The sequence below is a fragment of the Kocuria aegyptia genome, assembly GCF_039530085.1.
In the GTDB taxonomy this organism is placed as follows: domain Bacteria; phylum Actinomycetota; class Actinomycetes; order Actinomycetales; family Micrococcaceae; genus Kocuria; species Kocuria aegyptia.
Genome location: NZ_BAAAOA010000046.1, coordinates 478,538 through 496,527, shown reverse-complemented (window position 1 = coordinate 496,527; position 17,990 = coordinate 478,538). Strand labels below are relative to the sequence as shown.

The following is a 17,990-nucleotide window of genomic DNA, read 5'->3' as shown; positions in this document are numbered from 1 at the left end:
CGCCGGGCACCTCCGGCCTAGCATGACTGCCATGGACGCCACTCCTCCCGGCCCCCCGGCCCCCTCACCCGCCCTCTCCGCGACGCCCTTCGTGCCGCGCCGCTCGCACGTGTGGGCGTGGAGCCTGTGGGACGCCGGATCGGCAGCCTTCAACGCCGTGATGACCACGTTCGTGTTCACGGTCTACCTCACGGGCGAGCCCTTCGGCGGGGAGGACCACGCCTCGGAGGTGCTGGGCTACGGGATCGGCGCCGCCGGCGTCCTCGTGGCGCTGCTGGCCCCGGTGGTGGGGCAGCGCAGCGACGGCGCGGGCCGGCGCAAGCTGTGGCTCGGCATCAACACCATGCTCACGGCCCTGTTCACGGCCCTGTGCTTCCTGGTCTACCCCGACCAGCCGTACCTCTACCTCGGCGTGGCCCTGCTGGCGCTGGCCAACGTCTTCGACGAGTTCGCGGTGGTCAACTACAACGCGATGCTGCCGGGGATCGCAGGCCGCGAGCACATCGGGCGGGTGAGCGGCCAGGGCTGGGCGATGGGCTACTTCGGCGGGATCGTCGCCCTGACGATCGTGCTGTTCGGGTTCATCACCCCGGGCCTGCTCGGCATCCCGGAGGAGGACGCCCTCAACGTGCGGGCCGTGGCCCTGTTCTCGGGGCTGTGGATCGCGCTGTTCTCGATCCCCGTCCTGCTGGTGGTGCCCGAGATCCGCCCGGCCCACCGGGGACCGCGCCCGTCCGTGGCCCGCTCCTACCGCCAGCTGTGGCAGACCCTGCGGGAGCTGTACCGGGATGCCCCGCAGACGCTGTGGTTCCTGCTCTCCTCCGCCGTGTTCCGGGACGGGCTCAATGCCGTGTTCACCTTCGGCGGCGTCATCGCGGCCGGGACGTTCGGCTTCACCCTGAGCGAGGTCATCGTCTTCGCGATCGTCGGCAACGTGGCCGCCGGGGTGGGCGCCCTCGTGGGGGGACGGCTCGACGACAGGGTGGGGCCCAAGCGCGTCATCGTGGCGTCCCTCGTGGGCATCCTCCTCGCCGGGTCCCCGCTGCTCGTCCTCGAGGGCACGGCCGCTTTCTGGGTCTGCGGGCTGCTGCTGTGCCTGTTCGTGGGTCCGGCCCAGTCCGCCTCCCGCACGTTCCTCGGCCGGCTCACGCAGACCGGTGAGGAGGGCGCCCTGTTCGGCCTCTACGCCACCACGGGCCGTGCCGTGAGCTTCCTGGCACCCACCCTGTTCGCCGTGTTCGTCTCCGTGCTCGGCGCGCAGCGCTGGGGCATCCTCGGGATCCTCCTGGTGATCGGCGCCGGCCTGCTCCTGCTGCTGCGCGCACGCGACCCGAGGACCGCTGCGGAGCCGGCCGCGGCAGTGCCGCCCGCCGGACCCGCCGGGCGCTGATCCCGGGCGCCGGGCCTTTGGGCGCCGGGGCCGCGGGCGGCCGGCGCGGGGTCAGATGCGGGTGCGGGAGAACCCCAGGTGGCTGCGCGACGCTGTGGGACCGCGCTGCCCCTGGTACCGGTTGGCGTAGGCGCCGTCCCCGTACGGGTGCTCCGCGGGCGAGGAGAGCCGGAAGAAGCACAGCTGCCCCACCTTGGAGCCCGGCCACAGCTTGATGGGCAGGGTGGCCATGTTGGACAGCTCGAGCGTGACGTGCCCCGAGAAGCCCGGGTCGATGAACCCCGCCGTGGAGTGGGTCAGCAGCCCCAGGCGCCCCAGCGAGGACTTCCCCTCGAGCCGGGCGGCGATGTCGTCCGGCAGCGTCACCTTCTCGTAGGTGGAGCCGAGCACGAACTCCCCCGGGTGGAGCACGAAGGCCTCCTGCGGGTCGACCTCCACGAGCCGCGTGAGCTCCGGCTGCTCCACGGAAGGGTCGATGTGCGCGTACTTGTGGTTGTCGAAGAGCCGGAACCAGCGGTCCAGCCGCACGTCGATGCTGGCGGGCTGGATCAGGGCGGGGTCGTAGGGCTCGAGGACGACCCGGCCGCCGTCGAGCTCCCGGCGGATGTCGCGGTCAGAGATCAGCACGGTCCCCAAGGTATCGCACGGCCGGGCGCCGGACCGCGCCGCGGGTCCGCCCCGTGCCCGCCACCACCCCCGGCGGGTGGTGTAGAGTGTGTGGTGTCCTCGTCCGGTGCACGCGCCGGACGATCCACGGATGCGCGGCTGTAGCTCAATGGTAGAGCGCACGCTTCCCAAGCCTGATACGCGGGTTCGATTCCCGTCAGCCGCTCTCGCACCGAACGCCCCGAGCCGATCCGGCCGGGGCGTTCGTCGTCGCCGGGAACGGCGCGCGGTAGGATGCTCCCGCGCCCCGTTCCCCGCACCGGGGCGGCGACCGCCCGGGCCCGCGCCCGTCACCCGCACCCCGCTCACGAGGAGCAGATCCCCCGGCATGCTGCGCACCATGTTCAAGGCCAAGATCCACCGTGCCGTCGTGACCCAGGCCGACCTCCACTACGTCGGCTCGGTCACCGTCGACCAGGACCTGCTCGACGCCGCCGACATCCTCCCCGGCGAGCTCGTCTCCATCGTGGACGTCACCAACGGCGCCCGGCTGGAGACCTACACGATCGCCGGCGAGCGCGGCTCCGGCGTGGTCGGGATCAACGGGGCCGCCGCGCACCTGGTGCACCCGGGAGACCTCGTCATCCTCATCAGCTACGCACAGATGGACGACGCCGAGGCCCGCGCCCACGTGCCGTCCGTGGTCCACGTGGACGCGGACAACCGGATCGTCGGCCTCGGGGCCGATCCCGCCGAAGCCCTGCTCGACGGTGTCGCCCGCCCGCCCCGGTCCCGGGCGCTGGCCGACGCCCGCGCCGATCTGCCCACCGCGTGACCCGTCCCGGCCTGAGCCCGGACGGGCCGGCGATGGGATAGAACTGTAGGGGCCCGCGGACGCGGACCCGCAGCAGCGCGAGGGAGGGTCCCGTGACCGGAGTGTTCTCGGGGTTCTTCATCGTCTGGGCCGTCATCCTCACCGGCTACGCCGTGGGCCGGCGGAATGTGCTGGGGCCCCAGGGACAGCTAGTGCTGAGCAAGTTCGCCTTCTACGTGGCCAGCCCGCCGCTGCTGTTCCTCACCATCTCCGAGGCGGACATCGCCCGGATCCTCTCCGCGCCGCTGTTGGTGGCCGCCGTGTCCGCCGTGGCCACCACCCTGGTCTACGCCGCGATCGCCCGGTGGGTGCTGCGCCGCGACGCCGCGACCACGCTGATGGGCGCCCAGGCCGCCTCCCAGGTGAACTCGGCCAACCTGGGCATCCCGATCGCCGTCTTCGTGCTCGGGGACGCGACCATGGTGGTGCCCGTCATCCTGTTCCAGCTGGCGCTCAACACCCCCGTCTACCTGACGATCATGGACACCCTCACGGACGGGCGCCGCCCGAGCCCGGGCAGCGTCCTGGGCAACGTGGTCACCAACCCCATGATCGTGGGCTCCGGGCTGGGGATCCTCTTCGCCGTCACCGGCTGGCGGCTGCCGGAGGTCGTGCACGAGCCCGTGGAGCTGGTGGCCGGGGCCTCTATCCCGGCCATGCTGATGGCCTTCGGCGTCTCCCTGGTGGGCGCCTCCCCCCTGCAGCGAGGTGCCGGGCCGCGCCGGGACGTGGTGCTGGCCAGCACGCTCAAGCTGCTGCTCCACCCGGCGCTGGCGTTCCTGTTCGCCCGGTTCGTGCTCGATCTGGACGGCCACCTGCTCTACGCCGTGGTGGTGATGGCGGCGCTGCCCACCGCCCAGAACATCTACGTGGCGGCCGTGCGCTACGGCCGGGCGGAGCAGCTGTGCCGGGACACGGTGCTCGTCACCACGGTGATCGCGATGCTGACCATGGCGGTCGTGGCCCTGCTGCTCTCCTGAGCCGCGGCGCCGCGGGCCGGAAGCACGGACGGCGCTCGTTTGCAAACACACAGGTTACTGGTTTGTGAGGTAACGCACTCATAGACTGAAGTTCCGCGCAGGGGTGGTCGATCGGCAGCACCGGTCGCCGACCGTCCCGCCGACCGGGTCCCACAGGATCCCCTCGACGTCCCTCGCGGACCGCCACATCGCCGAAGGGGAGGAACAGACCGTTGACCACCACCTCACACCCCCACAGGGCGCCGGGCAGGCGACGGCTCAGCGCCGCCGCGGCCCTCGGCGCCGTGGGCGCCCTGCTCATGACGGGATGCGGTGACGCCGACGCCGGCGGCACCCCGACCCTCACCTGGTACATCAACCCCGACGCCGGTGGTCAGGCGGAACTGGCCCGGCAGTGCTCCGAGGAGTCCGGGGGCCGGTACAACATCGAGACGGCGCTGCTGCCCCGCGACGCCGACGGTCAGCGCGAGCAGCTCGCCCGGCGCCTGGCCGCCGGCGACACGACGATGGACATCATGAGCATCGACCCCATCTACGTCCCCGAGCTGGCGGAGCCAGGATTCCTGGCGCCCGTGCCCGCGGACGTCGAGGAGGCCACCACCCAGGACGTCCTGGCGGGGCCGCTCGAGGGGGCCAAGTGGAACGACGAGCTGGTCTCGGTGCCGTTCTGGGCCAACACGCAGCTGCTGTGGTACCGGGAGTCCGTGGCGGAGGCCGCCGGCCTGAACATGGACGAGCCCGTGACCTGGGAGCAGATCATGGACGCCGCCCGGGAGCAGGACAAGTACCTCGGGGTGCAGGGCACGTCGGCCGAGTCCATGACGGTGTGGGTCAACGGCCTCATCGAGTCCGCCGGCGGGTCGATCGTGGAGAACCCCGAGGCTCCCGCCAGCGACATCAAGATCGGGATGGACTCCGAGGCCGCCATGCGGGCCGCCGAGATCGTCGGGACCATCGGCCGGGACGGGCTCGGCGGGCCCGGCCTGCCGACCTCCACCGAAGCCACGTCCCTGACCGAGTTCCAGTCGGACAGCGGCTCGTTCATGGTCAACTGGCCCTTCATCTACGCGGCCACCTCCGCGGCCGCGGAGGAAGGGGCGGTGGAGCGGTCCATGTTCGAGGACATCGGCTGGGGACTGTGGCCGCGGGTGAACCCGGACGAGCCCTCCGCTCCCCCGCTGGGCGGGGTCAACCTCGGCGTCGGCGCCACCTCCGAGCACCCGGACCTGGCGTGGGAAGCCGTCGAGTGCGTGGTCCAGCCCGAGAACCAGGCCTACTACTTCGTGACCAACGGCAACCCGGCGGCGTCCGAGGCCGCCTACGAGGACCCGGAGGTCCGAGAGGCCTTCCCGATGTACGCGACCATCCGTGAGTCCCTGGAGAATGCGGCGCCCCGCCCGCAGACCCCTTACTACAACGAGGTCTCCACGGCCATCCAGCAGCAGTGGACCCCGCCGGCGTCCGTCACCGAGGACACGCCCCGCCTCACCGCCGAGTTCATCGAGTCCGTCCTGAGAGGAGAGCGGCTGCTATGAGCACCGTCGTCAACCCCAACGCTCCGGGCACCGGTCCCCGGGAGGTCGCACCGGCTCCCGTGACGGGGCGCCGCAGCGCGAAGCCGCTGATGTCCGACCGGGCACGGTCGGAGCGCAAGCTCGGCTGGATGCTCGCCGGGCCGGCCTTCATCGTGATGCTGCTGGTCACGATGTACCCGATCCTGCAGGCGCTCTGGGACTCCCTCTTCTCCTTCCGGCTCACGGCCCCCGGGGAGCGGGAGTTCGTCTTCCTCAGCAACTACGCCACGGTCCTCACCGACGGTGTCTTCTGGCGCGATCTCGGTGTGACGGTGCTGATCACCGTGGTCACCGTGGTCGTGGAGCTCGTGCTGGGCTTCGCCCTGGCACTGGTGATGAACAATGCGATCCGCAACACCAAGGGCCTGCTGCGCACGGCGATCCTGGTGCCCTACGGCATCATCACCGTGGTCTCGGCCTTCGCGTGGTTCTACGCGTTCGACATCACGACCGGCTACATCAACAACTGGTTCTCCTGGGTGCCGGGCATCGGCCCGGACTTCAACTGGTTCTCCAACACCTGGTCCGCGCTGTTCGTGATCATGGCCTCCGAGATCTGGAAGACCACACCGTTCATCTCGCTCCTGCTCCTCGCCGGCCTGGCCCAGGTGCCGAGCGAGTACACCGAGGCCGCCCGGGTGGACGGCGCCACGTGGTGGCAGCGGATGTCCCGGGTGATCCTGCCCAACATGAAGGCGGCCATCATGGTGGCGGTCGTGTTCCGCGCCCTGGACGCGTTCCGCATCTTCGACAACATCTTCATCATGACCCAGGGCCAGTACGGCACCGAGACGCTGTCGCTGCTGGCCTACCGCACCTCCATCGGCCGACTGGAGATCGGGCTCGGCTCCGCGATCTCCGTGATCCTGTTCGTCTGCGTGCTGCTGATCGCCTTCCTCGCCATCAAGGTGTTCAAGGTCGATCTCGCCGGCGCCGGGAAGGGAAGGTAATCCCATGACCACCAAGCAGAAGGTCGGCTGGGCCGTCGTCACGGTGCTGGTCCTGCTCTACGCGCTCTTCCCCGTCGCCTCGATCCTCATGACGTCCTTCAAGACGCCGGCGGACCTGTCGTCCGGGAAGTTCCTGCCCACGCAGTGGGTCGGGGAGAACTACTCGTCGATCTTCGTCGGCACCGCGAGGGACCTGTTCCTCCCGTCGTTGCGCAACTCGATCGGCATCTGCCTGATCGCCACGGCCATCGCCGTGGTGCTCGCCACGCTCTGTGCCTACGCGATCGCCCGGCTGGACTTCCCGGGCAAGAAGATGATCCTGACGGTGGCGCTGGCGGTGTCCATGTTCCCGGTGGTCTCGATCGTGACCCCGCTGTTCAACCTGTGGCGCCAGATCGGGCTGTACGACACCTGGCCCGGCCTGATCATCCCCTACCTCTCGCTCACCCTGCCGATCTCGATCTGGACGCTGACCGCGTTCTTCCAGCAGATCCCGTGGGACCTCGAGCGGGCGGCCCAGGTGGACGGGGCCACCACGTGGCAGGCGTTCCGCAAGGTCATCGTGCCGCTGGCCCTGCCGGGCGTGTTCACCACGGCGATCATCGCGTTCTTCATCGCGTGGAACGACTTCGTCTACGGCATCGGCCTCACCTCCACCGAGGCGGCCCGACCCGTCCCGGCGGCGCTCGCGTTCTTCACCGGCGCCTCGCAGTTCGAGGACCCCGCGGGCGCGATCTCCGCCGCGGCCATCATCGTCACCATCCCGGTGGTGCTGCTGGTGCTGCTGTTCCAGCGCCAGATCGTCTCCGGTCTCACCCAGGGCGCGGTCAAGGGCTGAGCCCGTCCCGCCGCACGCATCTTCCGAACCGAACGAAGGACTGAGTCCCAGATGGCATCCATCACCCTCAACCACCTCGTCAAGAAGTACGGCGACGGCTTCCCGGCCGTCAACGACGTGTCGATCGACATCGCCGACGGGGAGTTCCTCATCCTCGTGGGACCCTCCGGCTGCGGCAAGTCCACGCTGCTGCGCATGATCGTGGGTCTCGAGGACATCACCTCCGGGGACCTGCTGATCAACGGGCAGCGGGTCAACGAGAAGGAGCCCCGCGAGCGCAACCTGTCCATGGTGTTCCAGAACTACGCGCTCTACCCGCACCTGACCGTGTACGAGAACATCGCCTTCCCGCTGCGGCTGTCCAAGGGGAAGTTCTCCGACGAGGAGATCGACCGCAAGGTGCGCACGGCGTCGTCGACCCTGGATCTCGACGACCACCTCGAGCGCAAGCCGGCCAACCTCTCCGGCGGTCAGCGACAGCGCGTGGCGATGGGCCGTGCCATCGTGCGGGACGCCGACGCGTTCCTGTTCGACGAGCCCCTGTCCAACCTGGACGCCAAGCTGCGCGGTCAGATGCGCACCGAGATCGCCCAGCTCCAGCGCAGGATGGGCATCACCTCGGTCTACGTGACCCACGACCAGACCGAGGCCATGACCCTCGGCGACCGCGTGGCCGTGCTCAAGAAGGGCATCCTGCAGCAGATCGCCTCGCCCCGGGAGCTCTACGAGCAGCCGGCCAACCTGTTCGTGGCGGGATTCATCGGCTCCCCGTCGATGAACTTCCTCCCGGCCCACGTGCGGGGCAGCATGTTCGAGACCCCGCTGGGGAACATCCCGGTGCCGGACCAGGCCGTGGGGAAGCTGCCCGCGGACGGGTCGATCGTGCTGCTCGGCCTGCGTCCCGAGCACTTCAACGACGCCAAGTTCGTGGACGAGGCGATCGCCTCCCGCGGCACCGTCTTCAGCACCGAGTTCACCCACACGGAGTGGATGGGCAACGAGCAGTACGGCTACATCAACTACCAGCAGGACGACACGGTCAAGGCGAAGCTCGACGAACTGGCGCAGGACCTGGACGGGGACGAGATGCACCCGCAGATCGTCGTCTCCCTGGACGCCACCTCCCGTATCCGTGGAGGAACCCAGGGCCGGATCTGGGTCGACACCCGCCGGATGCACGTCTTCGACCCCGAGACCGGCGCGAACCTGACCCGGGACGAGGAGGCCGGTGCCGAGCTGACCCGCGAGGCCGTCGAGGAGCGCAAGGCCGAGATCGAGCGCGCCCGCCAGGAGCTGGCCGCCGCCGGCTGAGCACCCACCGCTCCGCCCGGAGCTCGAGGAGCCCGCCGCCCGATTCCCGGGGCGGCGGGCTCCCGTGCGTGCGGGGATCCGTGCGCCGAAGACTCCCCTGCGCCGGAGGGACGCCTGCGCCGGAGCGCGGACCTGCGCACCGGTCGAGGGGGCTCGGTCGATCCCCAGCGGTGGAGCAGACGCCCAGGGCCCAGCCGGGACCCGGGAGGTCAGCAGGAGCCCGGGAAGTCAGCAGGGACCCGGGGAATCAGCAGGGACTCACGGCTCAGCCCGTGCCCGGCAGACCGAGCGAGAACCACACCACGAGGGCGAGGACGGCGAGCAGAGCGGCGGAGGACACGGCGGCGCGCAGCCGTGGGTGACGCAGGCCCCAGGGCACGAGCCGGGGCCAGCGGGCCGCGGCCTCCCGCGCCGTCGCGCGCTCGAGATGGGTCCGGGGCGCGCCCAGCGCCACGGCGACGTCCTCGAGGGCGCGGGCGTCCCACACCGCGCCGTCGAGTCCCAGGACGCGGCGGCCCGAGCGATCCGCCGCCCACAGGTGGGGGCGGGCGGCGGATCGCGGGGCGCCGGACTGCCCCTGCAGGGCGCCGACCGTGACGACGTGCTCCACCTCCGCGAGCGGCGTCGCTGCGAAGCCCACGGTGCGGGAGCGCAGCACGTGGCTGTCCGTGCGGACGACCAGCACGGGACGCAGCCGGACCCAGCACGCGGCGGCCGCGAGGAGCGCCAGCGCGAGCACCACCACCGCGACGCCGGGGGGCGGCCGCCGCGACCACAGGAACAGCACGAGCACCGCGCCCACCAGCAACGGGCCGGCGCAGGAGAGCAGACGCCGGCCGTAGGAGCCCAGCCGGGGACGCAGCACGGCGCGGACGGTCCCGTACTTCGCGGGGACCTGACGGACGGAGTCGGCCATGGGGAGTTCGCTCCAGACGGGGATGGGACGGGGGAAGAAGCTGCGGCACGTAGCGTACCCGCCCGGGCGGGACCGTGCCGTCCGGACGGGCCCGCCCGGCCCGGTGCACGCGCAGGCCGGGAGCCGATCGGTTAGCGTGATCGGATGGAGTCCAACGTCCGCGTGCTGAAGGCCCTCGGGGCCTGGCTGTTCCTCGTGCTGCTCGGGGTGGCCGCCGCCGCCGTCACCATCGCCCTGGTCAACAAGTACATGTACGGCCCGGAGACGGACGTGCGGGCGTACTTCGAGGACCTGCGGGACGGGGACGGGGGCAAGGCCCTGGGGTTGCTCAACGCCGGTGTCCCTGAGGCCAACGCGGCGATGCTCGACGGCGACCCGCTGGAGGCCTCCGCCGAGAGCCTCGAGGACCTCGAGGTCTCCACCGTCTCGGACGACGGCGAGCGGGCCGTGGTGCGCGCGGACTACGCCCTCGACGGCGAGCGGCACAGCTCCGAGTTCGCCCTGCACCCCGTGGACACCCAGTGGGGCTTCTTCACCGTGTGGGCGTTCGACGAGACCCCGCTGCCCACGGTGACGGTCAGCCTGCCGGGGGCGACCTCGGTGGACCTGAACGGCATGTCCGTGGCCCTGCCGGAGTCCTCCGCGGAGTTCTCAGCCTTCTTCCCGGGCGTCTACACGGCTTCCTACACGTCCGAGTTCGTGGCGGCCGATCCGGTGCGCACGGTGCTCACCGACCCGGGCCAGCGGGCGGAGATCGTCCTGGAGGCCCGGCCGACCGAGGCCCTCGAGCAGGAGGTGGACCGGCAGCTGAAGGAGCACCTCGACGGCTGCGTCGAGCAGGGCAGCCTCTTCCCTTCCGGCTGCCCGTTCTCCTTCGAGTTCGACGGGCGGGTCGCCGGGGACGTGGACTGGACGATCGAGTCCTATCCGGACCCGGAGATCGTCGTGGGCTCCCAGGGCGGTGGGGGCTGGGCCCTCGAGCCCGCTCGGGGCACCGCGCGGATCGCCTTCGACTCACTCGACCTGTTCACCGGGGACGTCGAACGGCTCGAGCGCAGCGTGCCGTTCGAGGTCGCCGCGGACCTCAGCATCGACGGGTCGACGGTGCGGGTCGCCCCGCGCGGCTGAGCCCGCCGCACGGGGCGCCGTTCGCGCGCCCCGCCGGGGCGGGGGCCGCCCGGTCGGGCCTGTCCATCCGGTGCCGCCCGGCCGGCGCGGCCCTGCTCAGTTGACCCCGCGCAGGTCCAGGACCAGCTCAGTCTCCCCCTCGGCGTCCAGCACGAAGGGGATGCCCCAGTCCTGCTGGTAGAGGTGGCACGCCGCGTGGTCGGGGATCTCCCCGCCCGGCTCGCCGTCGCACGCGGCGGCGCGCGCGGTGATGTGCAGGACGCCCTCGGTGACGCCGTCCGCCAGCACGAGCTGCCGGCGCAGGCCCTGGGCCGTGCCGGCGCCCTCGACCAGCGCCTCCTCGGGCGAGGACGAGATCTTCAGCTGCGTCGGGTCGCCCCACCGGTCGTCGAGCTTCTGCCCGGTCGGCGCCGCGAAGCGCACCTCGACCGCGAGCGCGCCCGGGGCGAGCCTCGTGCGCGCGCGCTGCGTCCGCGAGGCTCCCTCGTCGACGCGCTGGGCGGCGGCGGGGATCGGCACGCGCACCAGGCGGTGGGCGTTGGCCTCGACGACGACGAGCAGCGGCTCCTCCCCCGAGACGTCCAGCAGCACGTCGGACGGCTCGGCCAGGCCGCGGGCCAGAGTGGAGACCTGCCGGGTCCGGGGGTCGTAGTGGCGCACGGCACCGTTGTAGGTGTCCGCCACGGCCACCGACCCGTCGGGCAGCTGGGCCACGCCGAGGCAGTGCTGCAGGCGGGCGGCGCCGGCGTCGCCGTCGCGGAAGCCGAAGTCGAACAGCCCCTCGCCCACGGCCGTCTCGACCGCGACGGCCCCGTCGTCGTCGAACCGGAGCACGCGCAGGGCGGAGGTCTCCGAGTCGGCGATCCACACGTTGCCCTCGTGGTCCTCCGCGAGCCCCGAGGACTGCGCGAACCAGGCGTCGGCGGCGGACCCGTCCTTGAGCCCCTCGTCCCCCGTGCCCGCCAGCACGGCGAGCCGGCCGGTCCGCGGATCGAACGAGAACAGCTGGTGGGTGCCCGCCATGGCCACCACGAGCCGGTCGGCCCGCGCGGACCAGACGACGTCCCACGGGGAGGACAGCGCGACGTCCAGCGGGTCGGCGTCGGGGTCGATGTGGTTCGGCTCCGCCCCGCGGGCGCGCTCCTCGTCGAGCAGCCGCTGCACCCCGTTGCCGGCCACCGTGCGCACCTGCCCGGTGGAGAGGTCCACGCCGCGGAGCCGGTGGTTGACGGAGTCGGCCACGACCACGTCGTAGCCGGCCGCCGCGCGCACCTCCTCGGGCAGCAGGGTGAGCCCCTGGGGCTCGGTGAAGCGCGCGGTCTCCGGGCCGCCGTCCGCGTGGCCCTTCCCCGCGCCGATCACCCGCCGGACGGTCTCGAGGTCGTTGTCGAGCTGGACGAGGCGGTGGTGGCCCGTGTCGGAGACGAGGAACGAGCCGTCGGGCAGCGGCAGCACCTTGCCCGGGAACCGGAGGTCCCCCTCGGGCGCGGGCCGGGGCACGTACGGCCCGTCGCCGCGGTGCAGGGTGCCCCGGGCCTCGTGCTCGGCCACGAGCTCCTCCACCAGCGGAACGAGGCCCTGGACGTGGCCCTCCCCCGAGAGGTGCGCCACGATGTAGCCCTCCGGGTCCACGACCACGAGCGTGGGCCACGCGCGGGCCGTGTAGGCGTCCCAGGTGGTCAGCTCGGGGTCGTCGAGCACGGGGTGGTGGACCTCGTAGCGGTCCACCGCGGCCGCGAGCGCGTCGGGGTCGGCCTCGTGCTCGAACTTCGGGGAGTGCACGCCCACCGTGACGAGGACGTCGGCGAAGCGCTCCTCCAGGGGACGCAGCTCGTCGAGCACGTGCAGGCAGTTGATGCAGCAGAAGGACCAGAAGTCCAGGACCACGACCTTGCCGCGCAGCGCGGCGAGGTCGAGGTCCTTGCCGCCGGTGTTGAGCCAGGCGCGGCCCTGCAGCTCGGAGGCGCGGACGCGGGAGGTGAGGCGCATGGGTGGGATCCTTTCGGGGCGGAGCAGGCAGTGGGTCGGGACAGGACCGGTCGGGGCAGGACCGATCGGGGCGGACCGGCCCGGGAGGTGGGGCGGTCGGGGCTCAGCGCCGGGCGGCGCGGTCGTCGCGCTCCGCGAGCCCGGCCATCATCTCGTTGTAGGCCCTGAGCTCGGCGTCGTCCGTGCGGTCGGCCCGGCGGTCCGCACGGCGGTTCTCCTTCGTGCCCTCCATCGCCCACATGATCGCGACGACGACGGCGACGACGACGGTGGGGAACTCGCCGATGCCCCACATGAGGGCCCCGCCGAGCTGCTGGTCCTCGATCGCGGTGCGCCCCCAGTCGCGGCCGGTGTTGCCGAACCAGGAGGCCTGCAGCAGGGTGTCGGAGCCCATGAGCGCGACGCCCACGAAGGCGTGGTAGACCATCGTGGCCAGCAGCAGCACGAGCCGCATCATGTGTCCGGGGCGGTACGGGACGGGGTCCACGCCGATCAGCACGAGCATGAACAGGTAACCGGTGATCAGGAAGTGCACGACCATGAACACGTGGCCCACGTGGTAGTGCAACGTGTAGTGGAACAGCGGGGTGAAGTAGAAGAGCACGATGGAGCCGGCGAAGTTCACGGCGGCGAAGATGGGGTGCGTGACGACCTTGCCGACGCCGGAGTGCACGAGCCGCAGGATCCACTCGCGGGGCCCGCGGGTGCCGTCCGGGCGGGATTCCAGGGCCTTGAGCAGCAGGGTGACCGGCGCGCCCAGGACCAGGAAGATCGGCACCACCATGGTCAGCGCCATGTGCTCGACCATGTGCGCCGAGAACAGGACCCGGCCGTAGACGGCGAACCCGCCCGAGGTGATGTAGAACAGCACCACGAGCCCGGTCAGCCACGAGAGGGTGCGCAGCACGGACCAGGAGTCCCGGCGCCGGCGCACTCGCGCGAAGGCCCACAGGTAGACGGCCGCGAGGAACACGCACACCGCGAGCCACAGCCAGTCGACGCGCCACGTGGTGACCCACGACGCCGCGGTGGGCTCGGGGGGCAGCTCGTACCAGGTCAGGACCTGCGCCGGGGAGGCGTCCGGGGCGACCTCCTCGGGCACCGGCGGAGCCGTCCGGGACAGGGCCACCGCGACGCCCATGACGGCGCCCATCAGCAGCAGCTCCCCCAGCACGAGCTGCCACACGGCGCGGCGGGCCGTGAGCCGGCCGGCCTCGAGCGCGGGCACCAGCCACCGGCGGTGGGTGAGGCCGGCGAGGCCCAGGCCCAGCGTCAGGACGGTCTTGACCAGCACGAGCCACCCGTAGCCGCTGACGAGCTGCTCCCAGGAGCCGATGCGCAGTGCCGCGTTGACCGTGCCGGAGAACAGGACGAGGAGGAAGGCGCCGAGGGCCACCGCGGAGAAGCGGCGCAGGACCACCGCCGCGAGGGGCACGCGCCGCCGCGGACCGGCCGACGGGCGGCCCCGGGCGGCACCCTCGGGCAGCGTGCCGGTGCCGGCGTCCGGGGCGCTCAGCTGCGGGGAGAGCCAGGCGAGCACCACCAGCCCTCCCGTCCACAGCCCCGCGCCCAGCAGGTGCAGGCCCAGGGAGTTGACGGCGCCCATGTGGTCGTTGCCGCCGGCGGAGTGCCCGTTGAGGGCCATGGCGACGAGGGCGGCGCAGGACAGGGCCAGGGTCAGGAGCAGCCCGAGCAGGGCCCGGATCCCGAAGACCAGGGTCGTCACGACGGCGGCCACCACGACGATCGCCGCCTGGGCCTGTCCCGTCGGGATGGCCGTGGCGTAGTGCAGCAGTTGCTGGGTGTAGCTCCCGTCCCCGCCCACGGGCACGCCCGCGATGTCGGAGTAGGACAGGACGAGCACGGCCACCGCGGCCACGGTCCAGACCACGGCCGCGGCCTCGGCGAGGCGCACGGTGCTGCTGAACAGCGGGTGCTCGGGCGCGGCTGCGCGGTCCGGGGCGCCCCGGCGGCGCCCGCCGCGGGTGGTCGGCACGATGCCCACCGCGAACAGCAACGCACCCATGACGACCACCAGCGCGCCGTTGTGCACGAGCTCGGCGGCGGGCAGCCCCCAGCGGACCAGCGCCCCGGGGTCGGCGGCGAGCCGGGGCGCGCCGGACCCGGTCCACAGCATCGCCAGGACGAGCGCCGTGAGGGCCACGACGGGCACCGCCGCGAGCCACCAGGGGTCGATCCCCCGGCCGCCCGGCCGGGCGGCCGTGCCGTGGTCGGCGCGCTCGGCCGTCCTCGAACTCATGGTCAGTCTCCTTCATCCGCCCCACGACGACGGGGCGGCCCGTCTCCATTGTCCCCCTCCGCAGGCACCGGCCCGTGCGCGTGTGCCGGATCCCACACGCGCCGGCCCCGGTGCTCGAACGGCACGCCCCACGGCCCCTCCCCCGCAGCTGCCCGGCGGCACGCCGAGGACCGGGGAGCCGACCGGCGCGGTCCCCCGCCCCGGGCACGCCGAGCTCGTCGAGGGCGCTGGGCCGGGACGGATCGGCGGTCGCGGCCCGAGCAGTGCGCCGCGAGCACCGCCCCGGCTCCGCCGCTCCTCCGGTGGCCGTGCCCCGGCCCCGGACGGATCAGCCCTTGCGGCGCCGGCTCGAGACCAGGCTCACCAGTCCGAGCACCGCGAGGGCCACGGCTCCGCCGGCGACGGCGACGAGCCAGAGCGGGACGTTGCCGGGCGAGGCGCCGTCCGCGGCGCCCTGGGCGCGCTCGGCGGAGTCCTCCGCCGGGGCGCTCGGGTCCGCCGTCGGCTCGACGCCGGAGCCGACGTCGTAGGTGAAGGTGCCCTCGATGGGGTGCCCGTCGCCGGAGACGACGCGCCAGACCACGCGGTAGGTCTCGTCGTCCGTCCCGGCACCGGTCAGGGGCTGGACGATCCGGTTCCCCTCGGACTCGAGCGGGCCGTCCGTCACGGAGCGCCCCTCGGAGTCCGTGACCAGGACCTGGTGGCCGATGTCCATCACCTCCCCGGAGAAGGTGAGCTCGAGCTCCTCCGGCGCGGTGGTCAGGACGGAGCCGGGCTCGGGCGAGACGGCGGTGAGCTCGTCGTGCGCGGAGGCGGGCAGCAGGGGCAGGACGGTGAGAGCGCCCGCTGCCAGCAGGGCGGCGGTGCGTCGGGTGGTGGGCGTGGGCATGGGATCTCCTCGTGGGCCGGGCGGTGATGGGCCGGGCGGTGACGGGCCGGGCAGTGATGGGCCGGGCAGTGATGAGTGGGGCCGCCGGGCCGGGGCGGCCGGGCGGCGTGCACGGGCCGTCGGACCTCGCGGCGGGGTCCGCGGCCCGGGCGGCGCCCCGCGACCGGCCGGCTCAGCCGGCGGGCAGCGTGGCAGGTCCCGGGAGGAGGACCGGCAGCAGGGGGCGACGGCGGGTGCGCGGCGGCCCGCGGTGGGAGCGCACGGCACGCAGCAGCGTCTGGTCGGTCAGCGCGTGCGGGCGCCCGGCCCGCACGGCGCGCGGCCGGCCGACGACCACGGGAGCCGGCAGGGGCGGCCGCCGCCGGCGCACGCGCAGCCGGAGCGCCTCCAGCAGGACCACGGCCGCGACCTCACCGTGGCGCATGAGCACATAGGCGGCCAGCGCGGCCAACACGTGGGAGAGCAGCATGGCGCCCCCGCCGTGCTCGGCCTGGGCGAGGACCTCCAGCACGAGGGCGGGACCGGCCCCGGACGCGCCGCCGGCGGCACCGTGCTGGGCGGCGTGGTGCAGGGAGGAGTGGGTGGCCCGGGCCACCGTGCCGGCGCCGCCGGAGCCCGCGAACAGGGCGTGCAGGACGGACTGGCTGAGCAGCACGCCCAGCAGCAGGGACGACCGGGAGAGCACCCGGCCGGCCAGGAGCATGCACAGCGGCCCGGACAGGGCCAGGGACAGGAGCACGAGCACCGCGGGCGGGGACTGCCCGCCCGCGGCGGCGTGGGAGAGCGCGGCGGCGGAGGTGGCGATGGACGCTCCGGCCCAGCCGCGGGCGAGGCGCCGTGCACGTGGGCTCACGCCGCACCTCCCGTCTCCGCCCCGGCCGCTCGGCTCGGTCGTCCCATTATGCGTGCCGCCCCAGGGGCCGGACCAAATGCGGATGCGGAGCCACGCTGCCGGTCGCACCCCGGGCGCGGTGCCTCCGGCGCGGAGCCCGGGCACGCCGAAGGGGCGGCCCCTCTGCGGGGCCGCCCCTTCGGACGAAGCCATGGGACGGGTCCGGAACGGACCGCGGGTGTCCTTACTTCTTGGACACGGCCGCCTTGAGCTTGGAACCAGCGGTCAGCTTGACGCCGTGGCCGGCCGGGATCTCGATGGTCTCACCGGTCTGGGGGTTGCGACCGGTGCGCGCGGCACGGTCGGTGCGCTCGACGGCCAGCCAGCCCGGGATGGTGATCTTCTCACCGGCGGAGACGGACTCCTCGAAGACCTGGAACATCGCGTCCAGGACGCCGTTGACAGCGGCGTTGGTGGTTCCGGCCTTCTCGGCGACCTCTGCGACGAGTTCACTGCGGTTCTTAGCCATATTCATGTCCTCCTGGACTTGGGGTCGTGGGGAAGCGCGGCACCGGGAACCGATCGCGCTCCTGCGTCAGAAATTACCAGCTGGACTTGGAGATGCCGGGCAGTTCGCCGCGGTGAGCCATGTCGCGGAACCGGACGCGGGAGATGCCGAACTTCTGGAGGGTGCCGCGGGGGCGGCCGTCGATCTGGTCCCGGTTGCGCAGCCGGACCGGGGAGGCGTCGCGGGGCAGCTTCTGCAGACCCAGGCGGGCCTCCTCGCGGGCCTCGTCGGTGGCGTTCTCGTCGACGAGGGTCTTCTTGAGCTCGGCACGCTTCGCGGCGTAGCGCTCGACGACGACCTTGCGCTGCTCGTTCTTGGCGATCTTGGACTTCTTGGCCATGGATTCAGCGCTCCTCGCGGAAATCGACGTGCTTGCGGACGACCGGGTCGTACTTCTTGAGCACCATGCGGTCCGGGTCGTTGCGGCGGTTCTTGCGGGTCACGTAGGTGAAACCGGTGCCGGCGGTGGACTTCAGCTTGATGATGGGACGAACGTCCTTGTCCTTGGCCATGCTAGATCTTCTCCCCACGTGCGATCATGTCGGTCACGACGGCGTCGATGCCACGGGCGTCGATGACCTTGATGCCCTTGGCGCTGACGTTGAGCGTGACGCTGCGGCGCAGCGACGGCACCCAGTACCGCTTCTTCTGGATGTTCGGGTCGAACCGGCGCTTGGTACGGCGGTGCGAGTGCGAAATGCTGTGCCCAAAGCCCGGCTGAGCTCCGGTCACCTGGCAGTGCGCTGCCATAGTGTTCTCCTCCAATGTTGACGAAATGACGGCACGCAGTGGGTGCCGCAGATGATCACTCAGCTGCGGCAACGGGCGTCCCGCCACCTTCAGAATTGCCACCGTTCGCCAACCGGGCCCTCTCGTAAGGCCCGC

Annotated in this window: 18 protein-coding genes and 1 tRNA gene; 9 read left to right on the top strand and 10 right to left on the bottom strand. The window is 72.4% G+C overall.

Annotated elements, in window-relative coordinates; translation table 11 throughout:
- Window positions 1–31: 31 nt before the first annotated feature.
- Window positions 32–1,390 (top strand): MFS transporter, encoded by a 1,359-nt coding sequence (locus ABD220_RS16585; protein WP_344124476.1) that lies wholly within the window; start codon window positions 32–34, stop codon window positions 1,388–1,390.
- 51 nt (window positions 1,391–1,441) lie between these two features.
- Here the strand turns inward: ABD220_RS16585 and dcd are convergent, their stop codons facing one another.
- Window positions 1,442–2,017, bottom strand: a complete 576-nt coding sequence (dcd, locus tag ABD220_RS16580) for a dCTP deaminase (protein WP_344124474.1) — start codon at window positions 2,015–2,017, stop codon at window positions 1,442–1,444.
- A gap of 134 nt (window positions 2,018–2,151) precedes the next feature.
- Between dcd and ABD220_RS16575 the strand changes: the two genes are divergently transcribed.
- From ABD220_RS16575 to ABD220_RS16545, 7 genes are all read left to right on the top strand, one after another.
- Window positions 2,152–2,222: transfer RNA gene (locus tag ABD220_RS16575), tRNA-Gly, on the top strand.
- Window positions 2,223–2,384: 162 nt separating this feature from the next.
- Window positions 2,385–2,831 carry an aspartate 1-decarboxylase gene (gene panD / locus ABD220_RS16570; RefSeq protein ID WP_344124472.1) on the top strand — a complete coding sequence of 149 codons (447 nt, stop codon included), beginning with the start codon at window positions 2,385–2,387 and terminating at the stop codon, window positions 2,829–2,831.
- A gap of 92 nt (window positions 2,832–2,923) precedes the next feature.
- Window positions 2,924–3,850, top strand: a complete 927-nt coding sequence (locus tag ABD220_RS16565; RefSeq protein WP_344124470.1) for an AEC family transporter — start codon at window positions 2,924–2,926, stop codon at window positions 3,848–3,850.
- Between the two features lie 212 nt (window positions 3,851–4,062).
- The gene (locus ABD220_RS16560; protein ID WP_344124468.1) at window positions 4,063–5,385 is read left to right on the top strand and encodes an extracellular solute-binding protein; all 1,323 of its coding nucleotides are present in this window, start codon (window positions 4,063–4,065) and stop codon (window positions 5,383–5,385) included.
- Window positions 5,382–6,374, top strand: coding sequence for a carbohydrate ABC transporter permease (locus ABD220_RS16555; RefSeq protein ID WP_425552577.1), 993 nt, complete (start codon window positions 5,382–5,384; stop codon window positions 6,372–6,374). The genes ABD220_RS16560 and ABD220_RS16555 overlap by 4 nt, the downstream gene beginning before the upstream one ends.
- Window positions 6,375–6,378: 4 nt before the next feature.
- Window positions 6,379–7,212, top strand: a complete 834-nt coding sequence (locus ABD220_RS16550; RefSeq protein WP_344124467.1) for a carbohydrate ABC transporter permease — start codon at window positions 6,379–6,381, stop codon at window positions 7,210–7,212.
- A 51-nt stretch (window positions 7,213–7,263) separates the two neighbouring features.
- Window positions 7,264–8,523, top strand: a complete 1,260-nt coding sequence (locus ABD220_RS16545) for an ABC transporter ATP-binding protein (RefSeq protein WP_344124466.1) — start codon at window positions 7,264–7,266, stop codon at window positions 8,521–8,523.
- Between the two features lie 265 nt (window positions 8,524–8,788).
- Here ABD220_RS16545 and ABD220_RS16540 read toward each other — a convergent pair whose 3' ends face one another.
- Complete coding sequence (locus ABD220_RS16540) at window positions 8,789–9,439, bottom strand: hypothetical protein (protein ID WP_344124464.1); 651 nt, start codon at window positions 9,437–9,439, stop codon at window positions 8,789–8,791.
- Window positions 9,440–9,583: 144 nt separating this feature from the next.
- Here ABD220_RS16540 and ABD220_RS16535 point away from each other — a divergent pair, with 144 nt between their 5' ends.
- Entirely contained in the window at window positions 9,584–10,567 is a 984-nt protein-coding gene (locus ABD220_RS16535; RefSeq protein ID WP_344124462.1) for a zinc ribbon domain-containing protein, read from the top strand.
- Between the two features lie 96 nt (window positions 10,568–10,663).
- Here the strand turns inward: ABD220_RS16535 and ABD220_RS16530 are convergent, their stop codons facing one another.
- From ABD220_RS16530 to rpmB, 8 genes are all read right to left on the bottom strand, one after another.
- The gene (locus ABD220_RS16530; RefSeq protein ID WP_344124460.1) at window positions 10,664–12,556 is read right to left on the bottom strand and encodes an NHL domain-containing thioredoxin family protein; all 1,893 of its coding nucleotides are present in this window, start codon (window positions 12,554–12,556) and stop codon (window positions 10,664–10,666) included.
- Window positions 12,557–12,659: 103 nt separating this feature from the next.
- Entirely contained in the window at window positions 12,660–14,816 is a 2,157-nt protein-coding gene (locus tag ABD220_RS16525) for a bifunctional copper resistance protein CopD/cytochrome c oxidase assembly protein (RefSeq protein WP_344124458.1), read from the bottom strand.
- Window positions 14,817–15,144: 328 nt separating this feature from the next.
- Window positions 15,145–15,705 carry a copper resistance CopC family protein gene (locus ABD220_RS16520; RefSeq protein ID WP_344124457.1) on the bottom strand — a complete coding sequence of 187 codons (561 nt, stop codon included), beginning with the start codon at window positions 15,703–15,705 and terminating at the stop codon, window positions 15,145–15,147.
- Between the two features lie 172 nt (window positions 15,706–15,877).
- Window positions 15,878–16,558, bottom strand: a complete 681-nt coding sequence (locus ABD220_RS16515; RefSeq protein ID WP_344124455.1) for a hypothetical protein — start codon at window positions 16,556–16,558, stop codon at window positions 15,878–15,880.
- A 223-nt stretch (window positions 16,559–16,781) separates the two neighbouring features.
- The gene (locus ABD220_RS16510; protein ID WP_031282576.1) at window positions 16,782–17,066 is read right to left on the bottom strand and encodes an HU family DNA-binding protein; all 285 of its coding nucleotides are present in this window, start codon (window positions 17,064–17,066) and stop codon (window positions 16,782–16,784) included.
- Window positions 17,067–17,139: 73 nt separating this feature from the next.
- Window positions 17,140–17,445, bottom strand: a complete 306-nt coding sequence (rpsN, locus tag ABD220_RS16505; RefSeq protein ID WP_058873832.1) for a 30S ribosomal protein S14 — start codon at window positions 17,443–17,445, stop codon at window positions 17,140–17,142.
- Between the two features lie 4 nt (window positions 17,446–17,449).
- A complete protein-coding gene (rpmG, locus tag ABD220_RS16500) occupies window positions 17,450–17,617 on the bottom strand; it encodes a 50S ribosomal protein L33 (protein WP_017832642.1) in 168 nt (55 codons plus the stop codon).
- 1 nt (window position 17,618) lies between these two features.
- Entirely contained in the window at window positions 17,619–17,855 is a 237-nt protein-coding gene (rpmB, locus tag ABD220_RS16495) for a 50S ribosomal protein L28 (protein ID WP_047804470.1), read from the bottom strand.
- Window positions 17,856–17,990: the final 135 nt, after the last annotated feature.

Bases quoted from the DNA above. Each gene is read 5' to 3' on its own strand.
- ABD220_RS16525 (WP_344124458.1), bottom strand. From the start codon at position 14,816: ATGAGTTCGAGGACGGCCGAGCGCGCCGACCACGGCACGGCCGCCCGG.
- ABD220_RS16535 (WP_344124462.1), top strand. From the start codon at position 9,584: ATGGAGTCCAACGTCCGCGTGCTGAAGGCCCTCGGGGCCTGGCTGTTC.
- rpmB (WP_047804470.1), bottom strand. From the start codon at position 17,855: ATGGCAGCGCACTGCCAGGTGACCGGAGCTCAGCCGGGCTTTGGGCAC.
- ABD220_RS16585 (WP_344124476.1), top strand. From the start codon at position 32: ATGGACGCCACTCCTCCCGGCCCCCCGGCCCCCTCACCCGCCCTCTCC.
- ABD220_RS16555 (WP_425552577.1), top strand. From the start codon at position 5,382: ATGAGCACCGTCGTCAACCCCAACGCTCCGGGCACCGGTCCCCGGGAG.
- ABD220_RS16510 (WP_031282576.1), bottom strand. From the start codon at position 17,066: ATGGCTAAGAACCGCAGTGAACTCGTCGCAGAGGTCGCCGAGAAGGCC.
- panD (WP_344124472.1), top strand. From the start codon at position 2,385: ATGCTGCGCACCATGTTCAAGGCCAAGATCCACCGTGCCGTCGTGACC.
- ABD220_RS16520 (WP_344124457.1), bottom strand. From the start codon at position 15,705: ATGCCCACGCCCACCACCCGACGCACCGCCGCCCTGCTGGCAGCGGGC.
- ABD220_RS16545 (WP_344124466.1), top strand. From the start codon at position 7,264: ATGGCATCCATCACCCTCAACCACCTCGTCAAGAAGTACGGCGACGGC.
- rpmG (WP_017832642.1), bottom strand. From the start codon at position 17,617: ATGGCCAAGGACAAGGACGTTCGTCCCATCATCAAGCTGAAGTCCACC.
- rpsN (WP_058873832.1), bottom strand. From the start codon at position 17,445: ATGGCCAAGAAGTCCAAGATCGCCAAGAACGAGCAGCGCAAGGTCGTC.
- ABD220_RS16530 (WP_344124460.1), bottom strand. From the start codon at position 12,556: ATGCGCCTCACCTCCCGCGTCCGCGCCTCCGAGCTGCAGGGCCGCGCC.
- ABD220_RS16540 (WP_344124464.1), bottom strand. From the start codon at position 9,439: ATGGCCGACTCCGTCCGTCAGGTCCCCGCGAAGTACGGGACCGTCCGC.
- ABD220_RS16550 (WP_344124467.1), top strand. From the start codon at position 6,379: ATGACCACCAAGCAGAAGGTCGGCTGGGCCGTCGTCACGGTGCTGGTC.